General features: G+C 53.4%; 15 protein-coding genes and 5 pseudogenes. 7 read left to right on the top strand and 13 right to left on the bottom strand.

Going from position 1 to position 21,530, the window contains the following annotated elements; all coding sequences use genetic code 11:
• Positions 1–361 precede the first annotated feature (361 nt).
• The 6 genes and pseudogenes from FY156_29860 to FY156_29835 all read left to right on the top strand — a co-directional run bounded on the left by FY156_29860 (position 362) and on the right by FY156_29835 (position 5,717).
• A complete protein-coding gene (locus FY156_29860) occupies positions 362–1,939 on the top strand; it encodes a C protein (GenBank protein UXS05749.1) in 1,578 nt (525 codons plus the stop codon).
• An 890-nt stretch (positions 1,940–2,829) separates the two neighbouring features.
• Complete coding sequence (locus tag FY156_29855; GenBank protein UXS05748.1) at positions 2,830–3,114, top strand: agrocinopine phosphodiesterase; 285 nt, start codon at positions 2,830–2,832, stop codon at positions 3,112–3,114.
• Entirely contained in the window at positions 3,107–3,883 is a 777-nt protein-coding gene (locus FY156_29850; GenBank protein UXS05747.1) for an inositol monophosphatase, read from the top strand. Before FY156_29855 ends, FY156_29850 begins: the two co-directional genes overlap by 8 nt.
• A 203-nt stretch (positions 3,884–4,086) precedes the next feature.
• Positions 4,087–4,613 (top strand): annotated as a pseudogene (locus FY156_29845) (NUDIX hydrolase).
• Positions 4,614–4,636: 23 nt separating this feature from the next.
• Positions 4,637–5,370 (top strand): annotated as a pseudogene (locus FY156_29840) (sugar phosphate isomerase/epimerase).
• On the top strand, positions 5,346–5,717 hold the full coding sequence (locus FY156_29835) for a hypothetical protein (protein ID UXS05746.1): 372 nt from the start codon (positions 5,346–5,348) through the stop codon (positions 5,715–5,717). The pseudogene FY156_29840 and the gene FY156_29835 overlap by 25 nt, the downstream one beginning before the upstream one ends.
• Here the strand turns inward: FY156_29835 and FY156_29830 are convergent.
• The 13 genes and pseudogenes from FY156_29830 to FY156_29770 form a co-directional block, all read right to left on the bottom strand.
• Complete coding sequence (locus FY156_29830; GenBank protein ID UXS05745.1) at positions 5,525–5,782, bottom strand: transposase; 258 nt, start codon at positions 5,780–5,782, stop codon at positions 5,525–5,527. The two genes, FY156_29835 and FY156_29830, sit on opposite strands and share 193 nt — an antisense overlap.
• Positions 5,779–6,167 (bottom strand): annotated as a pseudogene (locus tag FY156_29825) (IS66 family insertion sequence hypothetical protein). The gene FY156_29830 and the pseudogene FY156_29825 overlap by 4 nt, the downstream one beginning before the upstream one ends.
• Before the next feature lie 83 nt (positions 6,168–6,250).
• Positions 6,251–6,325, bottom strand: a pseudogene (locus FY156_29820) (cupin).
• A 212-nt stretch (positions 6,326–6,537) separates the two neighbouring features.
• Entirely contained in the window at positions 6,538–8,592 is a 2,055-nt protein-coding gene (locus FY156_29815; protein UXS05744.1) for a virA/G regulated protein, read from the bottom strand.
• Positions 8,593–8,658: 66 nt separating this feature from the next.
• Positions 8,659–10,329: a type IV secretion system single-stranded DNA binding effector VirE2 gene (locus FY156_29810; protein UXS05743.1), complete on the bottom strand. Its 1,671-nt coding sequence runs from the start codon at positions 10,327–10,329 to the stop codon at positions 8,659–8,661.
• Between the two features lie 13 nt (positions 10,330–10,342).
• Complete coding sequence (locus tag FY156_29805; protein ID UXS05742.1) at positions 10,343–10,534, bottom strand: type IV secretion system effector chaperone VirE1; 192 nt, start codon at positions 10,532–10,534, stop codon at positions 10,343–10,345.
• 115 nt (positions 10,535–10,649) lie between these two features.
• Positions 10,650–10,900: pseudogene (gene virE3 / locus FY156_29800) on the bottom strand (VirE locus virulence protein VirE3).
• A 452-nt stretch (positions 10,901–11,352) separates the two neighbouring features.
• The gene (locus FY156_29795) at positions 11,353–11,919 is read right to left on the bottom strand and encodes a virA/G regulated protein (GenBank protein UXS05741.1); all 567 of its coding nucleotides are present in this window, start codon (positions 11,917–11,919) and stop codon (positions 11,353–11,355) included.
• A 69-nt stretch (positions 11,920–11,988) separates the two neighbouring features.
• Entirely contained in the window at positions 11,989–14,514 is a 2,526-nt protein-coding gene (locus tag FY156_29790) for a virA/G regulated protein (protein ID UXS05740.1), read from the bottom strand.
• A 111-nt stretch (positions 14,515–14,625) separates the two neighbouring features.
• Positions 14,626–16,632, bottom strand: coding sequence for a type IV secretion system ATPase VirD4 (gene virD4, locus FY156_29785; GenBank protein ID UXS05791.1), 2,007 nt, complete (start codon positions 16,630–16,632; stop codon positions 14,626–14,628).
• A gap of 73 nt (positions 16,633–16,705) precedes the next feature.
• Complete coding sequence (locus tag FY156_29780) at positions 16,706–18,727, bottom strand: protein virD3 (GenBank protein ID UXS05739.1); 2,022 nt, start codon at positions 18,725–18,727, stop codon at positions 16,706–16,708.
• Between the two features lie 14 nt (positions 18,728–18,741).
• On the bottom strand, positions 18,742–20,085 hold the full coding sequence (locus tag FY156_29775) for a T-DNA border endonuclease VirD2 (protein UXS05738.1): 1,344 nt from the start codon (positions 20,083–20,085) through the stop codon (positions 18,742–18,744).
• A 33-nt stretch (positions 20,086–20,118) separates the two neighbouring features.
• A complete protein-coding gene (locus FY156_29770; protein UXS05737.1) occupies positions 20,119–20,562 on the bottom strand; it encodes a T-DNA border endonuclease VirD1 in 444 nt (147 codons plus the stop codon).
• A gap of 270 nt (positions 20,563–20,832) precedes the next feature.
• On the opposite strand from FY156_29770, the gene FY156_29765 reads away from it, so the two are divergent.
• Entirely contained in the window at positions 20,833–21,528 is a 696-nt protein-coding gene (locus tag FY156_29765; protein UXS05736.1) for a conjugal transfer ATPase VirC1, read from the top strand.
• Positions 21,529–21,530 lie beyond the last annotated feature (2 nt).

The following is a 21,530-nucleotide window of genomic DNA, read 5'->3' as shown; positions in this document are numbered from 1 at the left end:
CTTTCCTTTAACGTTATGAACGTGCTGTTATACCATTCCAAATGGAAAAATACAAATTCGCTGAAATACCAACAATTGAAATTCATTGAATCGCACTTGGCTCTATAATATTACACGATCCGTCGTACAGATTAAGTCATTGGCATCATTATTAGGCGAACGGCACATTTTCTTTCCGAATAGAAAACTCGTTTTCCTTTAAAAAAACAACTGACTATCGTCTAGTCGACGCCGCTGCTTTGACTTATAGGCCAAAACAGGACCGAGACCCACGCGGTGCATTTTTATTCGGTGGATTCGAGCACAATTAATAAAGGAGCTTTTGCATTCCCTGGATGCCTCAAGCTGTGCCAAGTTATCAATGGAGAACCAGAACACTCCGGTTGAGGCGATAGAAAGAAAGCTCAAAAGCAGCTGGCTTCACTCCCTCCATGTCAGAAAAATCCTCCCTTCACCCTTCTTGGGAGGACCTTACTCTTACATCACTGAGGAAACCGATGTCGGCCAAGAAGCAGACTGCATTCGAGGCCATTCCGTCACTCCACTGCCAGAAGATGAAGGCATGGTATCACATCATATGCAGCAGATCTTTTGTTCAACGCACCAGCCAGCGGCCCATGACCATGTAGATGCGTTTGCTTTAAGAGCAGCACCGGAACCGGCCGTCATTCCTGATGAAGATATTGCCGACAAATCTTATCGTCCATTCGCCAGTTCGGAGAACAGCTTGACGGATATCCTCATGCGCATGCCCCTATCCACGCGAAACGCTTGGGCCACTCAAGCGCGCAAGGAAAGAGACGACGCCTTTCGAGTTATTCTTGAACTCCCCAGCCTGCCCAAAGAAGTTAAAAAGTACCTGCGTCGAAGCGCGCAATCCATTCAAACGCAAGAAATGAGGTGGCAACTAAAATGCCACCTACCCCTTTCGGAGAGGGGTCTGTTCTGGCTTTGGTTGGTCATAATGCAGTTGGCGGTTGTCCTGCCCGACATAGTATCTGCCTCACTTGGAGCGGAAGTTGCCGTCTTGCGCTCTGGGCCTATTACTCTGCAAACACAGCTTATGGTGCTTGCGATTTTTGATTATCCTTGGGCGGACACGAGGCTCGCCGCTCACCTGGCTTGCGAAGTCTTCCTCGGAGGATTGCCAGTTTTAATTTTTGGCTTATTCGCCATTGCTATGCCCCAACATGAGGGAACCACATTTCACACCGCCAAAGATGTAGCATGGAAGGCGTCACTATGCATTCTGTGGCAAATGCTGATGCAGAACAGGAAGAACATCCGGGATTTATTAAAATACTCTTTCTTGCGGATGAAAAGGATTTCTACAGCTCAGAGTTCCGATTTCACTTCTGAATACACAAGATTGAGGAATTCCAGCGCCATCATCTATTCCTGGCTCGACACCTTTGAGGTGAGTAACCGTCTCCGTATTCAGATCGGTTACCACAAACAAGACCATGAAGATGCCCTGAGGGTTCTCCGGTGGGTCGGCCATATTGCCGACGATAAAGACCGCAATCCTCGGGGAGGCAAAGCAGGCATACTAGTAGCAATCCTGACGATGGCTGGCCTGATATGCCTCTCTACGTTTCCAACCGATGCCTATTCAGGCCTTATTGCGGCGGCCAATCTTGTGCCGTTAGCTGCGCGGGCCGCTGTTGACGTTATGGATAATTCGCAAAGCTCGCACGATCTGTTGCGCCTTTTCACCGCAACCGCCGGCGTAAGTTTTCCAAGCACTTTATTCGTGCTGGGCAATTCGAGTTACTGGCTTCTGACGAAAAAAACTTTTCTTGCTGGGTTCGCCAACATTCATTTCTGGATAGCCTTCGTACTGATCTTTTTCCTGAGCCTTTTTCCCAAACTTTGGGGGAGACTATTCATGCACGTTGGCTCGAGACTCCTCAATGATCGTTCAGAGCCGACGTTATAGAGCAAGATGGAAAATCTGTACCGTGATATTATTATAGAATCCTGTATATCAGACATAGGAAGCAATTTATGTTATCTATCTATTCTCTGTAATATTGAATTACTTATATAAGTTTCATATTTTATAATAGTCTATATATCTTGGTATATAAATGTATTTATAACTTTAAATAACTCGTAAAATAATTATAACTGTAATGACTCCGCGCAATATTTACACATAGACACACACATCATCTCATTGATGCTTGGTAATAATTGTCATTAGATTGTTTTAATGCATAGATGCACTCGAAATCAGCCAATTTTAGACAAGTATCAAACGGATGTGAATTCAGTACATTAAAAACGTCCGCAATGTGTTATTAAGTTGTCTAAGCGTCAATTTGTTTACACCACAATATATCCTGCCACCAGCCAGCCAACAGCTCCCCGACCGGCAGCTCGGCACAAAATCACCACTCGATACAGGCAGCCCATCAGTCCGGGACGGCGTCAGCGGGAGAGCCGTTGTAAGGCGGCAGACTTTGCTCATGTTACCGATGCTATTCGGAAGAACGGCAACCAAGCTGCCGGGTTTGAAACACGGATGATCTCGCGGAGGGTAGCATGTTGATTGTAACGATGACAGAGCGTTGCTGCCTGTGATCAAATATCATCTCCCTCGCAGAGATCCGAATTATCAGCCTTCTTATTCATTTCTCGCTTAACCGTGACAGGCTGTCGATCTTGAGAACTATGCCGACATAATAGGAAATCGCTGGATAAAGCCGCTGAGGAAGCTGAGTGGCGCTATTTCTTTAGAAGTGAACGGTTGACGATATCAACTCCCCTATCCATTGCTCACCGAATGGTACAGGTCGGGGACCCGAAGTTCCGACTGTCGGCCTGATGCATTCCCGGCTGATCGACCCTGCCGCTATTGCCCGCCAGGCCGACCTCGATGCGATGAACATCGAGATATACCACTTCGCCAGCGGCGAGGCGCGCCAGCTTCGAGACAAGGGCTTCGCGGCATTCTGCTACCTGCCAGCCGGACATCATGAAAAGCTGATGCAGTACGGCATCAATGTCGAAGCTCAGGTTATCCAGGGAACCCGCGACGGGGAGCTCGACCAGTTTCTCGGAGATGATGTCGCACAGGTTGCAAGGCTGAAAGAAGAAGCAAATGGCTGATCAGAATATGCCAAAGTCTGCCGAGCAGGATACCGCTGCCATTGTCGAGAAGATCGCCCGCAAAGCCGGCGAGCGTGCCCTCGATCACTTTCGTTCCCTGTCGAGCCTTCCCGTCGAGACAAAGGGACACCTCGACCTCGTTACCGAGGCCGACAAGGACGTTGAGGCATTCCTGATTGGCAGCTTGCGGGAGGCGTTCCCCGATGATGGCATCATGGGTGAAGAAAGTGGCGAGATTCCTGGCGCCTCCGGGCGCGTGTGGGTCATCGATCCGATCGACGGAACATTCAACTTCGTCCGCGGCGGCCAGAATTGGGCGATCTCGATTGGTCTGTACGAGAACCGTCGTCCGTCATTCGGCGTGATTTATGCACCTGTTCGAGATCTGATTCTGGTCGGCGGCAAGACCGTTCCAACACGGTTGAACGGTCAACCGATCAAGCCGCTGCCAGCGCTTGATATGTCGCGTGCCTCGACCGGTTTCAGCCGCTTTATTTCGGATGATCTGAAGATCAGCTTCCGGTTCTGCGGCGCCGCGACCTTGTCGATGATCGAAGTGGCGATGGGCGAGACCGACGGCTACGTGTCGCTCGGGGATTTGACCTGGGATGTGATGGCGGCACTGCCGATACTCGGCCATCTCGGTATCTCCAATACGATCGACTGGGACAGGATCGATCTCTCGTCGAAGCTCCGTTTTGCGTGCGGAAGCGAGGAATTCCTCAGCAAGGTGCGCCCACTGATCGAAAAGGTCTCAGCGGCCGCGTAGTCGAAGCCCCGGCGCTTTGATTGAACACTTCTTCGCAATCGTGGCGCAGCGCCTTTACAGGCCGCGGCGCCGCTCAAAAGCCGGATGCGGTTCTTGTTTCGAAGGAATCCTGCATCGGAAAGGAATATTCAGTTCGTTGAACGCGTCGGCACCCGCGCCAGGGATGACCGCTACGCTTTCTCAATTCGAGGGTGGATCACGCCATGCCCGGTGAACCTGCAGGACAAACAGCTTTAGCACGACTGGCAATGGTAGCTGACAAGCTCTGGACCGGCGAAATCAGGACCCAGTACGCCGCTATTTGCTATCGGCGAACCGATGACAGTTCAGGCCCAATCGAGGTTCTCCTTATTACCAGCCGGGGTACCGGGCGCTGGGTATACCCAAAGGTTGGCCAATGGCGAAAAAGAAGCCGCATGAGGTCGCAAGCCAGGAAGCCTGGGAGGAGGCTGGTGTCCGGGGACGCGTCCGAAAAAAGGCTTGGGGTCATTACACCTACGTGAAGAGGCTTGGTGACGGCGAGTTCATTCCGGCAATGGTCCAGGTCCATCTTCTCGATGTCCAGCGGATGGAAGACGACTTTCCGGAACGCCATCAACGCGAGCTTCAATGGTTCAGTCCCCGTCTGGCGGCATCGGCGGTCGGCGAGCCGGAGCTACGCGGCCTCTTTGCGAGGCTCGAAGAACGAGAAATCCAACGGGCCGCCGCCGTCGCCTCCAAAGCGGGTTAAGCGCCTCAGAACTGGAAATCATTATGAACGATATTATCGCAACGGGCTTCAATACGGCATCGACGGACGGCGAGCTTGACAACCTCGAGAGAGAGAGCTGCGCCGCCTTGAGGCAATCGGCGTCGACACGGTCGAACTCGCCCTTTCCAGCCTCGATCTGATCGCGGGTGGCCGCATCGTCAAAGAGCGTGCCGATCGGCTCAGAACCCTTCTTGAGACGTTTTCCTTCCGCTATACCGTGCACGGCCTCGTGTCCTCGAACTTCATGGACCCGGCAACGCGCCGGCACCAGGTCGATGCTGCAAAGGCACTGGTCGAGCTTTGCGACAGCATCGACGCCCGCGTTCTCGTCCAGCACGCGGGCTTTCTGCGCGCCGATCAGATCGCTCAACGCGCCGGCGCTGACGAGCGTCAATGCGAAGCGCTGCTCGAATTGGGCGAGCATGCCAAAGCGTACGGTATTCGCATCGCCTTTGAGAATATTTTCACAACGGAGCCGGGCCAGTATCGTCAGACTCCGGCCGAAGTTGCCGCAACGGTGAAAGCCGTCAATCATCCGGATGTCGTAGCCCTGATTGACTTCAGCCACGCCTACCTGGAATCCAACTATCGCGGCCTCGATTTCCGCGATCAGTTGCGCGCCATGGCCCCGGTCCTTGGGGCTCCCGGTCGCCGACTGTCGAGGCGGACCGCGACGACAAGGATAGTTGTAATCACAGATGGGGGTATGGAATGCAGCACTGGCTGGACAAGTTGACCGATCTTGCCGCAATCGAGGGCGATGAATGCATCCTGAAGACCGGGCTCGCGGACTTCGCCGAGCATTTCGGCTTCACCGGTTTTGCCTACCTTCACATCCAGCACAAGCATATCATCGCGGTGACCAACTATCACCGCGAGTGGCAATCAACCTATTTCGACAAGAAATTCGACGCCCTCGATCCGGTCGTCAAACGCGCAAGATCCAGGAAGCATGTCTTCGCATGGTCGGGGAGCAGGAACGGCCGGGGCTGTCGAAGGAAGAGCGCACCTTCTATGCGCATGCGGCCGATTACGGCATCTTTGCGCAGCTCATTCTTGACCAATGCCGCCAATCCATCATGACCTTTACGGAAGTCGACCGGCTTGGTCGCGACCATGATCCGTACGCGGTTCGACGGAAAGATCATGCCGGAACCGCGCAGGCACGCGCAATAGCGGCAATGCGGGCGGCAGACGCACCTTCTTCCAGGCGGATGGTGACAGCGCCGACGATGATCTCAGGGCGGCTAGTTTTATTGATCAGCGGCTCCGCAACGGGTGGATCGATGACTACCGCTGCGAACTCCACTGGGTCATCGGGTGCAGGTAGAACAAGCTTGCCCTGCCGCGCCATCGTTCGCCAAGTCGAAAGGCGGTTCGCCCGCAATCCATAGCGCTCGGCGCCCTCATTCACCATCGCGCGCCAGGTCTCAAGCTTTCCGAAACGATCTGCGCCTTGACCTCGTCCGGCCAATGCCGGTGAATCTCACGTCCAGACTTCCTGGTTGTGAGAAACTCCAATGTACTCTCCATGGAGAAACTCCCGTTGCTCGTCCATGGAAAGCCGATCACAGATTAGGGCGGCGAGAACAACGGGGGGGTAGGACATCGGTTACGCTGAAGCCCTGTTTTCCGGCATAGGTATCGCGGGGCCGCACGACACGGCAGGTGGGCTTTGATGAGACACTCACGGCATTGCTCCTATGGGCTGGCGGTTCAACATAGCTACATTGCAAGCTACACAAACGTTCTCGCAGAGTCATCTAATATGCGTAGAGGCTGCGCAGCGGGATGTCACAACTCTGAACTATTCCTCGAGCACCACCTCGAAGTGGTGTGTTCCGCACATCTTGGCCTGTTTCAATCAAGCCACTGGGTGGACACTTGAATCGGTAATTTCATTCTAAAGTGAAAGCCCTCCTGACATGGAGCGCTCTCGGCTCCGTGAGCTTTCCAAAACCCTCGGTCGCTCATGATCCGCCTTCGGCAAAGGACCCGGTAATGGCACACTAAGCAGTTCATTCAGTAACGCTTGCTGTTCCGAATTTGTCAAATGGTCGCCTTGCATCGAGAGTTCTGGTCGTGTTTCTGAGACGCGCGACAAGCCCGGTTCGCCAAACAAAGCCTGCGGATCAAAGCGCTCACTTGTCGCATTGGTCGAGTGATCGCGTTCCAAAGGCCCTTGCGAATGTTCATCGAACACACTCTCCGACACTGAACTCGTTCGCACCAGGCTGTCTCCGGAAGCTCCACGGAGGCTGTCCTCAACACGCCCGCCTGGTGCGCCATGTACTTCCAAAGGCGGCGGGACTGGCACGCTATGCAGGAAACTCAAGAGCTCTTGCTCGTTTGGATCCGACTGATGATTATTGATCGGAAATAAGGACATCGGCGGCGCTTGGGAATCCGTTCTGCCGACCGGCGATTGCGGATCGGCGGATGGGTTTATCGAGGCCCGCCGCGAACCTAACATCGTTATTCTTTCCGGCGATCCGGGAAACGACATCTCTGTTATTGACCGGCTTGACCGGAAGAGATTTCCCCGCCTCTCACTGAGGTTTTTTTCCTCTTGCTTTTCCCTTTCATTATCACGCTGGAGATTGACCGCCACTGGCCCTTTTTCCGACTTAGCGCCTTCCCTTGGAAAAACTGGATCTGAGGCACGCACATTTGACGATGGAGGTAGTGTTTGGGAACCGACCCGTCGCTCGGAGTTCGGTTGCCGAAACAAGGGTGAATTTTGTATAACGCCATCAAATCGTCGGTCTTTTGCAGGCACAACCCTAGGCTCAGCCTCATCACGACGGCCGTCTCTAAGAGAGTTGACCAGATGCGACTGCGGCGCCGAATCCACATTTGCCGTCTCCCGTGGAGGCGATCTAGGGATAACTGCGCGCTCTTGCCAAGCCTTCCTATGCTCAATGGATTCCGAATTTCGCAGCTTCTGAGCGTCGTGTTCTTGTTCACTTAGCGTCGTCAGTTTCCGACGAACCGTCACGCCGAGTATCTTTTTTGAGACTTTTTTGATATCAGCGTTCAAATACGCTGTTTCACTCTTGTAGATCTTACCGAACGTATGCTTGGTGCTCGTCAATTGCCCGCTAGCCTCATCGTAGACAGCCGATCGCTTGTTGAAGAGCCGTCGATGACTCGATATATCTCGGCCAAGTTCGTTGCCCTCTGTGTCTAGCAGGGATCTATAAGATTTGCTGAATGCGCCACCAAGTTTTCGAATTGTCGTCTGAGAGGTCTGACGATCCACGGCTTTCGTCGAATTCTTGGAAAAGCCGAGACGTTTGCTGCCGATGAGCTCGAGGTTGCCTTTTTCGTCCCGCTCAAAAGTTTCCTGCTTGGAACCTTTTCGACGGGTTAGTTCACGAAAGAGCCGGTTTTCCGGTCCGCTCCGGTAGGGTGTGCTGACCTTCTCGGAAATAGGTTGAAATAGCCGATTTCGGTTGACAAACTGCGTGCGGAACAGCAGGCCATTTTCGTCTCGTTCCCATTTTTCTTCAAAGCGTCCGTCTTTGTATTTCACATGCTTCGCGCGAAGTGTACCGTCCTCGGCATAAAGATGGCTGCTAACGCTCCTCCAGGTCTTCTTTTCGTGGAGACCCAAGTAAACATTGCCAGTCTCTGCGTTACGCTTCAGAACCTTTCTTGTTTTTCTTATTATACCATGCTCGCGCGTTAATTCTTTTGGGCTGTCGACCCGAAGCTGTTTATTTCCAAGCATTTTATAGCTTATTTCGCCTCGAAAGCCGTCTTCCAGCTTGTCGATTGTCTGCATATCGGCGACATATTTTCGCTTCTGGTCCGGCGTTTCGAGCCGGGCTAGATTCCTTGTTGCCTCCTCTTCAGTAAGCGAGGCTTTACGCATTTGCTTAGAAAGCCGCTTAGCAGAACGGCGCATGTCAGCCGTAAGCGACTTCGCGACACTCTTCTTCGTCGTGTCGACCATTGTTGAATCCTTTCAAATGCATATTTTGAACTAAAGGGCTTCGTCACTGACGCGGTATCAGGAAATCTACAGACTGTTTACGGTTGGGCCGCGCGGTCGGCTTTCATAAGTCCGCCGGCTGTCACTGATGGGGGGCAATGCTGGCTCCGGCCGGACAAAAGCACGTGAATATCTATCGGACGGTTCAGCGAGAAGCTGCGCTGCGTCGCTCGGTAATTTCATCATCAGGCGCTCATATTCCACAACATTAGTGTAAGTGCCGGTTCTTTGCCCCTTTTCATTGCGATCCGCTATCAGGACATCTTTTTGAGACAGTTGTTGCAACTTTTCCGGGGACAAATCTGGAACCTCACGTAAGTTCGGGCCATCCGCAACAATAACCGCTGCCTGTCTGTCAAACTGCTCAAACTTGACACTATTCGCATGACTTTGCCGACCCATCGACACGGGCAGACCAACTTTATCCATCAGTTGGGTAAAGTGTTCGGGGTCGGAATATTCCAGTCTTGAAGGTGACATGTAACGGTTTCCGTCGCGAGCAAGGACCTGAACTCGATCCCACAACTTTCCCTCTTTCAAGGCTTGCGTCCAAGGGGAGTTGGGTAGGTTTTGCAATAGGTAGTCAACGCTTACATGGCGATCGCGAGTCATGCCTCCCTGGCCATCTGGCTGCCTTCCCATATTCACAGTCGCAGCCGGAAACTGCTTGTTGTGAGCTCGATTCTCGCCGGCGAACTCTGCGAAACGGATATCCGCACTGCCCCGCTCCCATGATTCCAAATATTTGGAGTCATGCATAATCCCAGATTTGGATTTGAGCTTGATCTCGGTATCGCTACCGTATTTAGTTTTGATTGCGCGTTCGAATTCCTCAAATCGCTTGTTAGCGTAAGCGTCGCCCGCAAACCTGTACGAGAAATGTATATCATTTTGCGGGGTCTTGATTAAGATATCCGGCAGCAGTGAACCAGCTTGAAACTGGTGCTCATAGCGTTTTTGAATTTCTCTGCGCCCGTATTTCTCTGTTTGTATATATCTATCCTCAGGCCTCAATTTATAATTTCGGTCGAGCTTAATATTCTTGTCTGTTTGATAGAAGATGTCGGTGCCAGTGATGCCCATCTCTGCGTGAGCGCGATTCCAGACTTCCAACTTGTACTGAAAACACTGTTTACTCTGTTCTCTTGGCTCCAGGTTATGCAATTGTGCAGCCAATTGCTCCGGGATATCGATCCTCTCGAATGCGAGGGGCGGGGGATAGTAGTTGCCGACTCCATCCCTATAGAGCCGGCAGCTCGCATTGAATTCCGCCTTGGTGGGCAGATGATCGAGGTTACCTTTAGTAGTACCTGCGAACTTGTCTTGTCCGGTTTGCCGCACAAGAATATACTCGTCGGTACGCCGATCATGGCCTGGTAAAGCCATCTTCGCGAATAAGTTGGATAGCTCATTTTCAACCTCAGACCGATTGCCTTGAGCGCTGCTAGAAACATGACTTGACTGAGAATCGAGCATGTCCGCATCCAACCGCGGGCCGAGATCATCCGTGTGAGTCGGGCTTCCGTGCATGTTGTGTTCGGGAGTTTCTTGGCTACCCGTCATATCAATTTCGGACATCCCGGTGGAATTTACGCCCTCCCTCTTCTGGCGCTTCAAATTCACGAAATCAGAAGTTTCGACATTGCCTGCTGCGGTCTCAGTGATATTTTCACCATTGCCTTCGGCCTTCGGATCCATCGTCTAACTCCTTTTAGCCGGCTAGGTTTTCTTCGGGGAGCGGGCAGTGAAGGACAAAATTCTCCAGTTCAATCATTTCGAGATCCAAACTCGTAAAGCCATTTGACTGGTGATGGTCGCTCAACTCCTCTTTGTGAATTTCTTGCGGCTTCTCAACCGCCAAGACAGGCATGTTTTTATTCGCATTTAGCTTGATGATCACCATATCATTGTTTCTCCTACAGAAATTACGCTTTTCCTAGTGCCTTCCGCTCCGATCCTGCCCAGCCCAACTCCATCGAACGGAAAATTATCGGTGCAAATTAAGGTTTGCTCCATCTTCATGGCCCCGAATGGCCCGGTGCGAGTGTAGGGCCTCCTGCACAACTCTCTTCAGACGTGGCGCATGCTTTGCCGGAAGCCCACAATCGTCGACGGTTTTCATCTTTCTCTTGAACCAAAAGTCGCTCAAAACAAGTCACACAGTGAGGTTGTCGGTTTGCCGCCAGGTCAACTTGACTATCGACGTAAGCGGCTTCAGCCGGTAGCCTGGCGGGACGAAAGCCGTCCGATCAACATCATCACCGTGCATTGCTTTCTAGGCTGCTGCAGCGGCAGTCACTCTTCGGACACAATCAAGACTCCTAATAGAATTGAGCCTTCGGTGAATCTACCATCCGAGCCTCCGTCATTAAACGAATATCGCGTTTCATATGTAATTCTTGCCAAGTCACGGAGTTAGCACGACTTTATCGAATAAGGCCGCAGGAGATAGTGATCGAGTAACCGGTGCCGTGTGAATGTAATTCTTTCGGAATGCCACAATGACTGGTCATTCGGGATCCCGCCGTTAGCGTTTACGGTGTTCTGCACGGCCTCGACCCCACGGATCAGACTCTTCGCTTGTCGAGGGGGATAGTATTCCTCGACGCGCCTCGACAATCTCAAAGCGCCCAGCAAATCCCTCATCATCCGCCATGCCAAATCTCCAGCTCTTGCCGGAGACGTATTGGCACGGACCTCAATGCTCAGGAATATCCGTATTCAATGGGATGGAGACGGCGGATACGTTGTACGGTCGCAAATTTCGGCTCTCGGCGAACTCAAGTTTGCCCTATCATCCGACGATGGCGAGTTGTGCAGTTCATTCAAGGTCGATCGAGCGGCATCAAGAGCTTGGCGATCCTCGCCAACGGAGACGGAAGCGGCTTGATGCGCGATCGTCATCTCCGACTCTAGCCGCTCATCGCGTTCGTTTCGAAGATGACTATTGGCATCTCCTCGTTGCGACCGGGAGGGGTTAACGGGAGGATTCTGCCAGACTTGTTTATCGAGGGCGCGTTCCGCGGCGCGTAATCTTTGAGCGTCAAGCTCGCGTTTGCTTAAAGTCTTCAATTCTTTACCGACCGTGACGCCCAGGATTTTCCTGGAGACCCATGGCGGACCCGCGAGAACTTCATCTTTGCTGAGAGAGGTTGCGCGGCCCCTCGAAAAATCGACCATAACGGGAATATGCCATGAGATCGATCGCACGGGGCTTGGCAATAGAAGCTGTCGTGCGTTTCTCCGCCGATTATTTTCCAGGGACGAGACAAGCAGATGGTGGATCAAAAGTTGAATGGCACTGCTGTCAAGAAATCGATTGCGAAGTCCGTAACAATCATTGTCTAGGCGACTTTGTCAGCGATTGAACGCTTTGTCTCTGCCTCGATCGCGCGGATCATAAACCCGTCGTTCATCGGGCTCGTCGGTAGTATATTCAACCTTAGCGGTCGACGATTGAGCTTCCAAAGGTGACGCGCCAATTAAGCCGGCGGTCCGGTTCAACGCCGCAACGAGTGCCTGCTTTTTCTGCCGTACACCAAGTTGTTTGGCGTCCAGATCCTTCTTTACGTCGTACAGGGCCAAAAACCGCTGATACACTTGACACTCACGCTCGAGAGTTGGCCATTTTCCGGTCAATGCGGTCTCGCGGGCAAGCACAGCTTCCGTTTGCCCACGAGGCCCAAGGTGTAGCAATGGGGGCGCTTGTTCTTTGCTGGGTGGTGAAAGGACCGGATCACGACTCACTGTATAGTTGTAGCTAATTGTCGCAACTTGAATTGGCATGGTAACCCCATCGGGCGTTTCACTTTGGAGACCATGGGTGGCGAGCTGGTGCGCGTAGCCCAGCTGGTTCAACTGGTACCCATTTGAAGCTGTTGCACCTTCCGCGGACGCAACAGGGTCCGACAGGGTTGCCCTTTGATCTGCGCGATAGCTCGCATCATCTGGCCATCCGCGCCCGACCAGTCCAGTCCGTCCTCTTCCTGTCCCTACGTGTTGCCGATGAAGCTCCTTGTATTCGAGGTATGCCGGCATTGGCCTTTCGAGACGACGGCCTTCTTTGGTCGCCCGCAAAGTATCGTGGACGACCTTAAATCCGAAAATGTGCTCCGATTCGTATTTCCCGGTCTCTGTAGCCAGCCGAGCTCGTTCGTTTTTCCGGCTTGCATAGGTACCAATATTATCGGTTCGCGGCCGAGTAGTTTGTTCCGACGGAGAGGGCTCAGCCGCTTGTCCGCAATCTTCGGACAACAGTCCTTGCGCACCGAACTTGCCGCCGTGAATAGTCGCGTTTACTGCCCGGCGGCCTTTGGTGCCTAATCGCTTAATTTTACTGACGCCATCCAAACGATTACATTTGGCGATGCTTTCCGTTGGATTTGCATCCGGTCCAGGCGACCCGAAATTTAATGCACGCCTCGTTTCCAATTGTGAGCATGCCGGTGATTGCAGGTGACTCGCCTCTTGTGCTGCCAGATATGCGAAGGCGGGCCGGCCTGAATCTGATTGATTACCCAAAGCGCGGTTGGACTTGTTGGCGCCACTCGATTGCGAAGTGGGGCTAAGCGCCTCGGCTTCCGCAAACGGATCATGTTCATCGGGAATCCAGGCCAACGGATCAAGATCCGCAAGGCGCGCGTTCACCACAAGATTTTGCCATCGCGGTTGGGCAGGCTGCCTCCACCTTCCATACGCTTGACGTTCCGCATCCCCTAGCGACATTCCCTCGTATAGAAAGACTGGCGAGGATGTCTTTGCAAGTAACGAATTCGAAACCGAAGAGCTTGCTATGGAAGCCTGGCGCGCATCTAGGATGAGGGCTTCCCATGACGGTCGTTCCGGTTTGCTCCAGTTCTCGTATGCAGCATGCTCGGGTTCCCCGAGCTTCATTCCATCATAGATAAATGACGCGGAAGAACTCTTCCGCTGGTCGGTCGAGTCCTTCAGGCTGGCCTGTCTTGCATCGGGCCGAAACTCTAAGTTTTCTTCAAGGGAATTGTGCTCGTCTGTAATCCAAGAAGGATGGTCGAGTTCTGCCATGCGTGCATTAATGACGAGGTCCTCCCACGTGGGCTGAGCGTCCTCTTGCCATTCTTTGTAGGCTTGCCGTTCCCCCTCACCCAGTGGAATTCCCTCATACTCAAAAGTCGAGGAAGACCCTTCTGAAGCAAAGAGCCAGGCGGAGCTGTCAATTGCATCAAGGCGCGCCTTAAGTACCAGGTCTTTCCACGTGGGCGGCTCCGCGTTGCCCCAGTTATCATATGCCTCGCGCTCGGGTTCTCCGAGCCTCATCCCGTCATAGTAAAACGATGTAGGAGAATTCTCGTCCTGGTCGATCGGTTTTTTCCGCTTGCGTTTCGACGCTTCAGACCGAAACTCCTCGCCTTCTTTGAGGGGATTGTGCTCGTCTGCAACGTCAGCACAAGGATCAGGTACCGCCATTCGTGCGTTGACAACGAGGTCTTCCCATGTGGGCTGAGCCTCCTCTTGCCATTCTTTGTAGGCTTGCCGTTCCCCCTCACCCAGCGGAATCCCTTCATATCTGAAGATCAAAGGCGACTCCTCGCCCAAATCGGGGAGCCAAGCGGAACTGTCGATTGCATCAAGGCGCGCCCTGAGTACCAGATCTTTCCATGTAGGCCGGTTCGATGGACACCAGTTCTCGTATGCTTCACGCTCCGCGGCGCCAAGCTTCATGCCATCATAGTCAAATGATGCAGATGGATGCTCGCCGCGATCGGTTTGGCCCTCAAGCGAGTCGTCAGCCGGACGGTTCCTGGGCTCGATTAGATTAAGGACAGGGGTAGCTCCGGCGGGAACTTCGGCAAGCGATGCAGTCGAACCGCTAAGATCGACGTTCGGGTTTCCTGAAGGTCTCATGGCGATATCTGCTTAATCGGCAACCTCGGGGTCTAGCTCCGCATTCGATACAACCGGAATATCTGACGACGCCCCGCATCGAATGATTCCAATGTGAAAGGCAGCTTGAAGTCATTTCACCGAGTGCGAGGACGCGGGTCCATATCGTTGCTGAAGCGCAATGATCTGCTCCAGCAGCTGCTGTTGTGCAATCATAGCTGGAGCCATTTCAGCTGAAACACCGAAATCTGGCACCACGCCACCGGCGTCTTCTTTCACCTCATCGCTTTCAATAAGGCCCTGGGGGACGTCAATTCCAGTTGGGAGGCTGTCCTGCTCGTCATCCATTTCACTGTTTTGCGGTGTAGCGGCTTCCATATTATTAGGTATCGAATCGATGGCACCTAAGCCCTGCGCCTCCGTGACGGCGGCTTGTTGACTGAGGTCTTGCCCATCCCGATGGACACCTTCCGAAAGCATCAAAGATGCGGGCTCAGGGAGGGCGCCAATTTGGCATTCGAAAAGGCGCCTCAGCATACGATCGGAATAATATCGCACCTTTCGTAGTTTGAGAGGCGGATGCCCTTTAATAAGGACGATTTCATTGTTATCGTCAAGCAAGCGCACTTGTTCGGGGCGCAAAAGCGGCGCCCCCTGATCGGAAATCTGGATGTTATGATCGAACATTCGGGCTTGACTGTATGAGGTCGAACGCGCCTTGAACGTATAGTCGCCGATAGCTTTTGAGATATAGGTCGGTGTTTCGTCGTCGGCCGTGGCCATAAATACTTGCACGCCAGTGTTACTGAGAAAGTTTTGTTTGCCCGCGTCATCGTAGGTGCCCGTCAAGGCCGAGAGACTCTGAATAATAAACATGAAGCGGCCTTTGTAACCGGCGATGGTTGTAATCGCGGTCTCGATTGCCTCAAGCTTCCCCAGGTGTTTAAATTCGTCAAGGAGAAACAAAACTTCATGCCGCTCATCTTTACCTGGCAGTGATCGCTGCAGAATTGACACGACCTGCTGAAAAAGGAGGCGCATCAATGGCGCCACGACCTCGAGGTCGTTGGGGCTGACGCAAAGATAGACGCAGGTCCTCTTCCGACGCAGATCATAGACGGAAAAATCTGATCGACTTGTCGCTGCTTTAACCAATGGATCAGCCCACAGGTTAAGTCCGCCGTCGCCGAGCACTGATGTATAAGAAGTCAAAATTTTCGTGTCGTTACCCGCCATATTGTCGAAAATACGCTGAGCCTCTTTATTTCGGCTTTCTTCCGCGAGGTCCGCAAAAAGTTTGTACTTCTCTCCAGGTTGAGCAAATAAGTCGTAGACCGCACCAATTGTTGGCGTACCGCGCTCAATACAGGTAAGGATGCCCGCAACGAAAAGGTCCCGCGCGCCGTCGATAAAGCCTTCCGCTCCCTTGCCTTTGGCCGTGATGAGGTTTGCGGCGAGGCGGCGCGTCTCGGTAAACTGCCGCTCGGGCGGTAAAGCTGCAATATCGAGGACGGGATTGTAACAATGAGTCCGTCGCTCTGGATCCAGAGGTGAGAACTTGAAAACGGCGTCGCCGCCCGCTTTGCGTGCTCTGGAAGTCAGCTCAAAAAGCTCGCCTTTGACGTCGAGGGCTATCACCGAACCCTTGAAGGTTAGGAGCGTCGGAATAACGACGCCAACGCCTTTGCCGGCGCGCGTTGGCGCGACAACAAGACTGTGAGGCTGTTCGCCATTGGTCAGATAGCTGCCGAACCAACGAGGGCCACACGTCTTGCCAAAGATCGGCCCCTTGATACCATTATAGCGCTGCAGGTAACCGGCGTGCCGCATTTCGCCAAATCCCGCCCAACGAGCCGTGCCATGATGCTCGTGATTGCGAAACGATATGATAAGTTGGCTTAACAGCACAACAATAGACGTCGAGACGACAATGGCTAAACCGCAATAGAAGACGGGGGTCGCATGACCCATATAGAGCGGGGTCTCGTACCAAAAGGCGAAGACGCTAAACGTCATCATCGCTTCGCCATTGAAACCATGGCGAAATGTTACATAGAGACTTGCCGCGCAAAAACCGGCTGCCAGCGAACATACGATGCTGACAGCTAAACGCTGGGGCGTGGTCTTGCTCGAATTCATCACTTCACCGAGATTCTTCGATCGATCGCAAATAGGGCTTTTGATTTGGGTGTTGCTGCGAACAACACAGCCTTTACCGCCCGTAACCTTCACGTGAACGCGAATCCAATCCTCTATAAGGGTGTGTCCTGCGATCACGGTCATCCCGTTTCCAAATGTCGTCTATTGCCGAATGTTCTGCCGCATGACTAGCCAGTTGTCGGTCCGCGCTGGGTCTAGACATCACGTCGCGAACGGGCGTTAACGCGCGAGTTCTACCAAGATTGTCATGCCCCAAAGCAGGAGCAGGGTCACCAAGCCTGGCAGCGGTGTTTTCGACGTCATTTCGCGCCCTAGAACTGTCAACGGCCGGCTTCACGTAAGTGTTCTCTACCAATTTGTCACAAGTCTTTTGTGCCTCGTAGAACCACGATGTAATCGGCTGATTGGCATTGGGAACCAACGGGGTAACCGATCGAGGGCTAACCCGGGGTGCAGAAGAGTTGCCCAAATCAAACCGCGTATCGGCTTCGGTCGAGATTTTTTGCTTCCCCTTTTCAACAGCAGTTCTTGCGATCCGCTCCGACTCTTCGATATGGGCCAGATCGGCATCGGTTAGATCGGGGAAATCGTCAAGGCTTGCTTGCGATGTCTTCGGTGAACGTGAACGCTCGCCATTCAGTCTGGTAAGACTCACACTATCGATCGGCATCTTCTCCGCGCGTTCGACAACGCCTTCTTTCCGGAAAACGTTGTCTGCTCCCGCTCCGCGCAAATCTGGTACTATATTTCGCACTGATAAAGATCTGTTGGAGTGAGATTCGACTAGTGCGTCGATTTTTGCCAGTTCGGCCTCGGTGAAATCAGGGAAGTCATCGAGCTCCACTCCTGAGGACCTCAGCGCTTGCGGTGAATGCCCGCCACCGCGACCAAAAGGTACCTCCCAGTTAGTGGGCACCCCGTTCGCCCTGTCGGACACGCCTTCTTTCTGGAAAGCGCCGCCTGGTCCGCGCTCACGAAAGTCCGGTGCGGCGCTCTCCCCGGCCGGGGGCCCCTTGGAGAGAGATTCGAACACCGCATCGACTTTTGCCAGGTCGGCGTCGGTCAGTTCAGGGGAATCGCGGTTTGTTTGTGATAACTTCTGCGCACGCGGTGAAAGGTCATGATGGGATCCAAGGATTGCGGCGCCAAGGGCACCCCTCCCCTGTTCGCTCGAGCGGTCACTGCTGACATCGTCGAGAGTTTCAGTGTGTGCGCTATGAGAACTTGCCTCAGCATTCGAATTAGGCGTTGTTACGGTAACTGAAAGACTCTGAGCTTCGCGCCCAAGATACCGGCTGTCCGCGGAATCGCCGAACTCCTCCAGCCCTCGGAGCGGTGACGAAATGGTGTTGCCTGAATTCCTGGTCGTCTCGCTGCCAGTATCCCTCTCGAACCATTCTGCGAGTGGGCCTGAATAGAGAGCGGAAACAGGAGTGCCATCGGGAAACGTCGAACTTTCCTGCGCAGATTTCTGTGCTCTATCTGCCGATGGCTGAACATTGTACACGCCCGGTTCCGGCGCGCCTTGCCAGTTCGACGAATGCGCGGCCCGGTTCACGGGCGAAGATGCCGAGATAGTATTGATCTCTATGCCTAAGCCGTCTTGCCTCTTTATGGTTAATCCGCTTGCATTGCCGGGATACTCAATTTCGCGCGGTCGCTTTATGCCCCTTGCACTTAAATCTGGCAACGCACTGGCTTCCCTGTCTTGTTTATCAAGATTTTCCCGTTCAAGCTCACGCAGATACTGCATACCGGTGCGGAAAGAACCGCTTTTTTTCCGCAAAATTGCGGATAGGTCCGTGCGGGCTTCGGATATTCCTGGCGGGATTACGGGATCCCGCAGACGGGCCGCTCCCAGTCGTCCGCCACTCGCCGATGTTTCTTGGACGCCGTGCGGCATATCTTCAATTGGCGGTCGCGACAAAGCCGTTGGGACCGAAGTGTCCCGACCGTCTTCTCCAGCAACGATTGATTGTGCCTGGATGGGGATCCGCGCGGTCCCACGCCCTTCATCATTCGAAGCCACAGGAACGGGCCACGCATAGTGTCTGGTGAACTCTTCATTTGCCATCACTCGGTCCTTCTCTATCTCCTATTTCCCCCACGCCCGTCCTTGCTGCGCTCATCTCTCTCGCGTTTGCGTTCACTCGGTTCTCCATCATCATCTTCACGCGGACGCTTTGAAGGGACACCTCTCCGTTGCTGGAGGTGGGCTGTAGCAGACAATGAATCGGTTGCGGTGCTGGCCCGCGTCGTGGCCGTCGGTGGAGATGGCCGAGACGTTCCAGCTTGCCGTACTAAGGGGCCACTACTGCCATCCTGTTCGCCGGCGTTCGCCTGGGGCCCAACCGCGATGCCTTCCAATGTCACACGTTTTGCTCCACTCGGCCCTCCGTCGTCATCATGAGGACGCTTTGCACGCCGCTGCCGGTCGTGTGTCGTGTGCGTGGCAGCTTCAGTTGCTGCGCGAGGAATATCGGGAGTGCGGTTTGCGCTCTCCACACGGCCCTCGGCAACACGCGAAGAGCCGCTCCCTATGTCGTCCGCGAGAATGGTTTCGGAAACGAATGGTTGAGCAAGGCGCTCCGTCTCCAATGCAACCCGCACAAGGACACCGGCTTCGTTGCTGACACCAGCTGGCTCCTGGAGATGAACTTGCGACTCATTCTGCCGATTGTTGGGCCGAGGCATGTCCTCCGGTCCGCCCGCGGATGCTTCAAATGGGGATGTATCGAAAGGTTGGCTGAATTCTGGATGATCTCCTTGCGGCGACGACTGTTCCAAATCCGCGTCTTCGAAACGGATTTGGCGAGCCTGCTCCCGCTCAAGGCGCCGATATTGGGCATAAGTGATCGGCCGCTCGGTGATGCCACGTTCTGCTCGTCGGCTCGCATCGAGGGCAATGCCATGACGAAGTGAAATCTCGGCCATCTTTATGCGCAGGGCGTCGTAATTCAGTTGGGGATGGCGCCGAGATATCTTCAGCCAGCCGTGTCCTAAAAGTTCGCGCCGATTGACGACGACATGCAGATGTGGGTGGTCGCGATCGATGTGGAAGGCCGTAAGATAGTTGTATCGGCCCCCCCCTGCGCCTGACCCGAACATCTCGGCTGCCCACTCCCGGCTCGCCGCATAAGCCGCTACCTGGCTTGTACCCGCGGGGAAGCTTACAATAATATGGGTGGTCAACTCCTGTTGCCTTTCCTCGTCTGGCTGACTTTCGTCATAAGTTCCAGTCTCTTGAACCCAGCTTCGGGCAAGTTCGTGGATTTGATCCGGTGGCAGGGGAATATCGAGATGTCGGGCTGAACGCTGCAGCTCCAGCCTGCCCTTCCGGGATAGATACTCCAACTGATTGATAATTTGTTGAAGGGTCTTGGTGCCACCTCCCGGCACAATGCGAATGATAACTTGAGCTCGATCGGGCATCGAATATGTTCCCCGCCAAGTGCTACGTCAGTGCTACAAGGCGTCTTTCAGCAGCGAGCAACCGTCGATCCGCCGCCGTGATACGGACAAAATGGAACGGAGCAAGCCGTCGAGGTCAGCGAAAGATTTACCGAAGGCGATACGTTCAGCTCGCAAAGCCTCCAAATCCATTGTCGGATTTTCGGCATAGGCAGATAGCAGCGCGGCAATGTTGCTTGAGAGTGTTCCTATGGATTGTAGTATGGCCTCCATCCTATGACGAGTCTCTGCGTCGATTTCAAGAAAGCCACCAATGCGGCGCACCGCAACCCGTATGGCCATGCTGTCGGAGAGGCCCAGCAAGCGTGCCTGATGAGAAAAACTCTCATATTCGGCCGATCTTAATCGGGTACTGACGACCTTGAAGCCTTCAACCTTCACGCATTCGCGCTGGTTGACGGCAATGTCACTTGAGGTGGGCCTACTGCCTTGCGACATAGCTTCCTCCATAGAAGACGGAAAGATCTGAACTTGCCCCGCCGTAGCATTTCCTCGTCGTGGCAGATGGGAATCTAGCCATATACAAAACGAAATCAAGAACACATAAGGGATATTTATTTTTATATTATTACAATTGAAATTATATTACAATAAAATTGAAATATAAAATCAGGTAATTACTACATTACTCATGAATTATCGCAAAATCATACACACAAATAAAAGTACAGACGCACTTCCGCTTCACAAAATCGACAGGATAAGGACATGAAACTTCTGACATTTTGCTCCTTCAAGGGAGGAGCCGGCAAAACCACGGCACTCATGGGTCTTTGCGCCGCCTTTGCAAGTGACGGCAAACGATTGGCTCTCTTCGACGCTGATGAAAACCGACCACTAACGCGATGGAAAGAAAACGCCCTTCGCAGCAATACCTGGGGCTCCTTCTGCGAAGTCTACGCCGCCGAGGAAATGGCACTCCTTGAGGCGGCCTATGAGGACGCCGAACTCCAGGGATTTGATTATGCGCTGGCCGATACGCATGGTGGTTCGAGCGAACTCAACAACACGATCATTGCCAGCTCAAACCTGCTTCTGATCCCGACCATGTTAACTCCGCTCGATATCGATGAAGCATTGTCGACCTACCGCTATGTCATTGAACTGCTGCTGAGCGAGAACTTGGCAATTCCGACAGCCGTATTGCGCCAACGCGTGCCGGTTGGTCGATTGACCACATCGCAGCGCGCGATGTCGGACATGCTCGCAAGCCTTCCAGTTGTACAGTCTCCCATGCACGAGAGAGACGCATTTGCCGCGATGAAGGAACGTGGCATGTTGCATCTCACATTGCTGAATATGAGAACCGATCCGACAATGCGCCTCCTCGAACGGAATCTCAGAATCGCCATGGAGGAACTCGTCACTATCTCCAAATTGGTTAGCGAAGCCTTGGAGGGGTGAAG

The organism is Agrobacterium tumefaciens, assembly GCA_025559845.1.
GTDB lineage: Bacteria > Pseudomonadota > Alphaproteobacteria > Rhizobiales > Rhizobiaceae > Agrobacterium.
The sequence above is the reverse complement of the archived record's forward strand: the minus strand, read 5'-3'. Positions and strand labels throughout refer to the sequence as shown.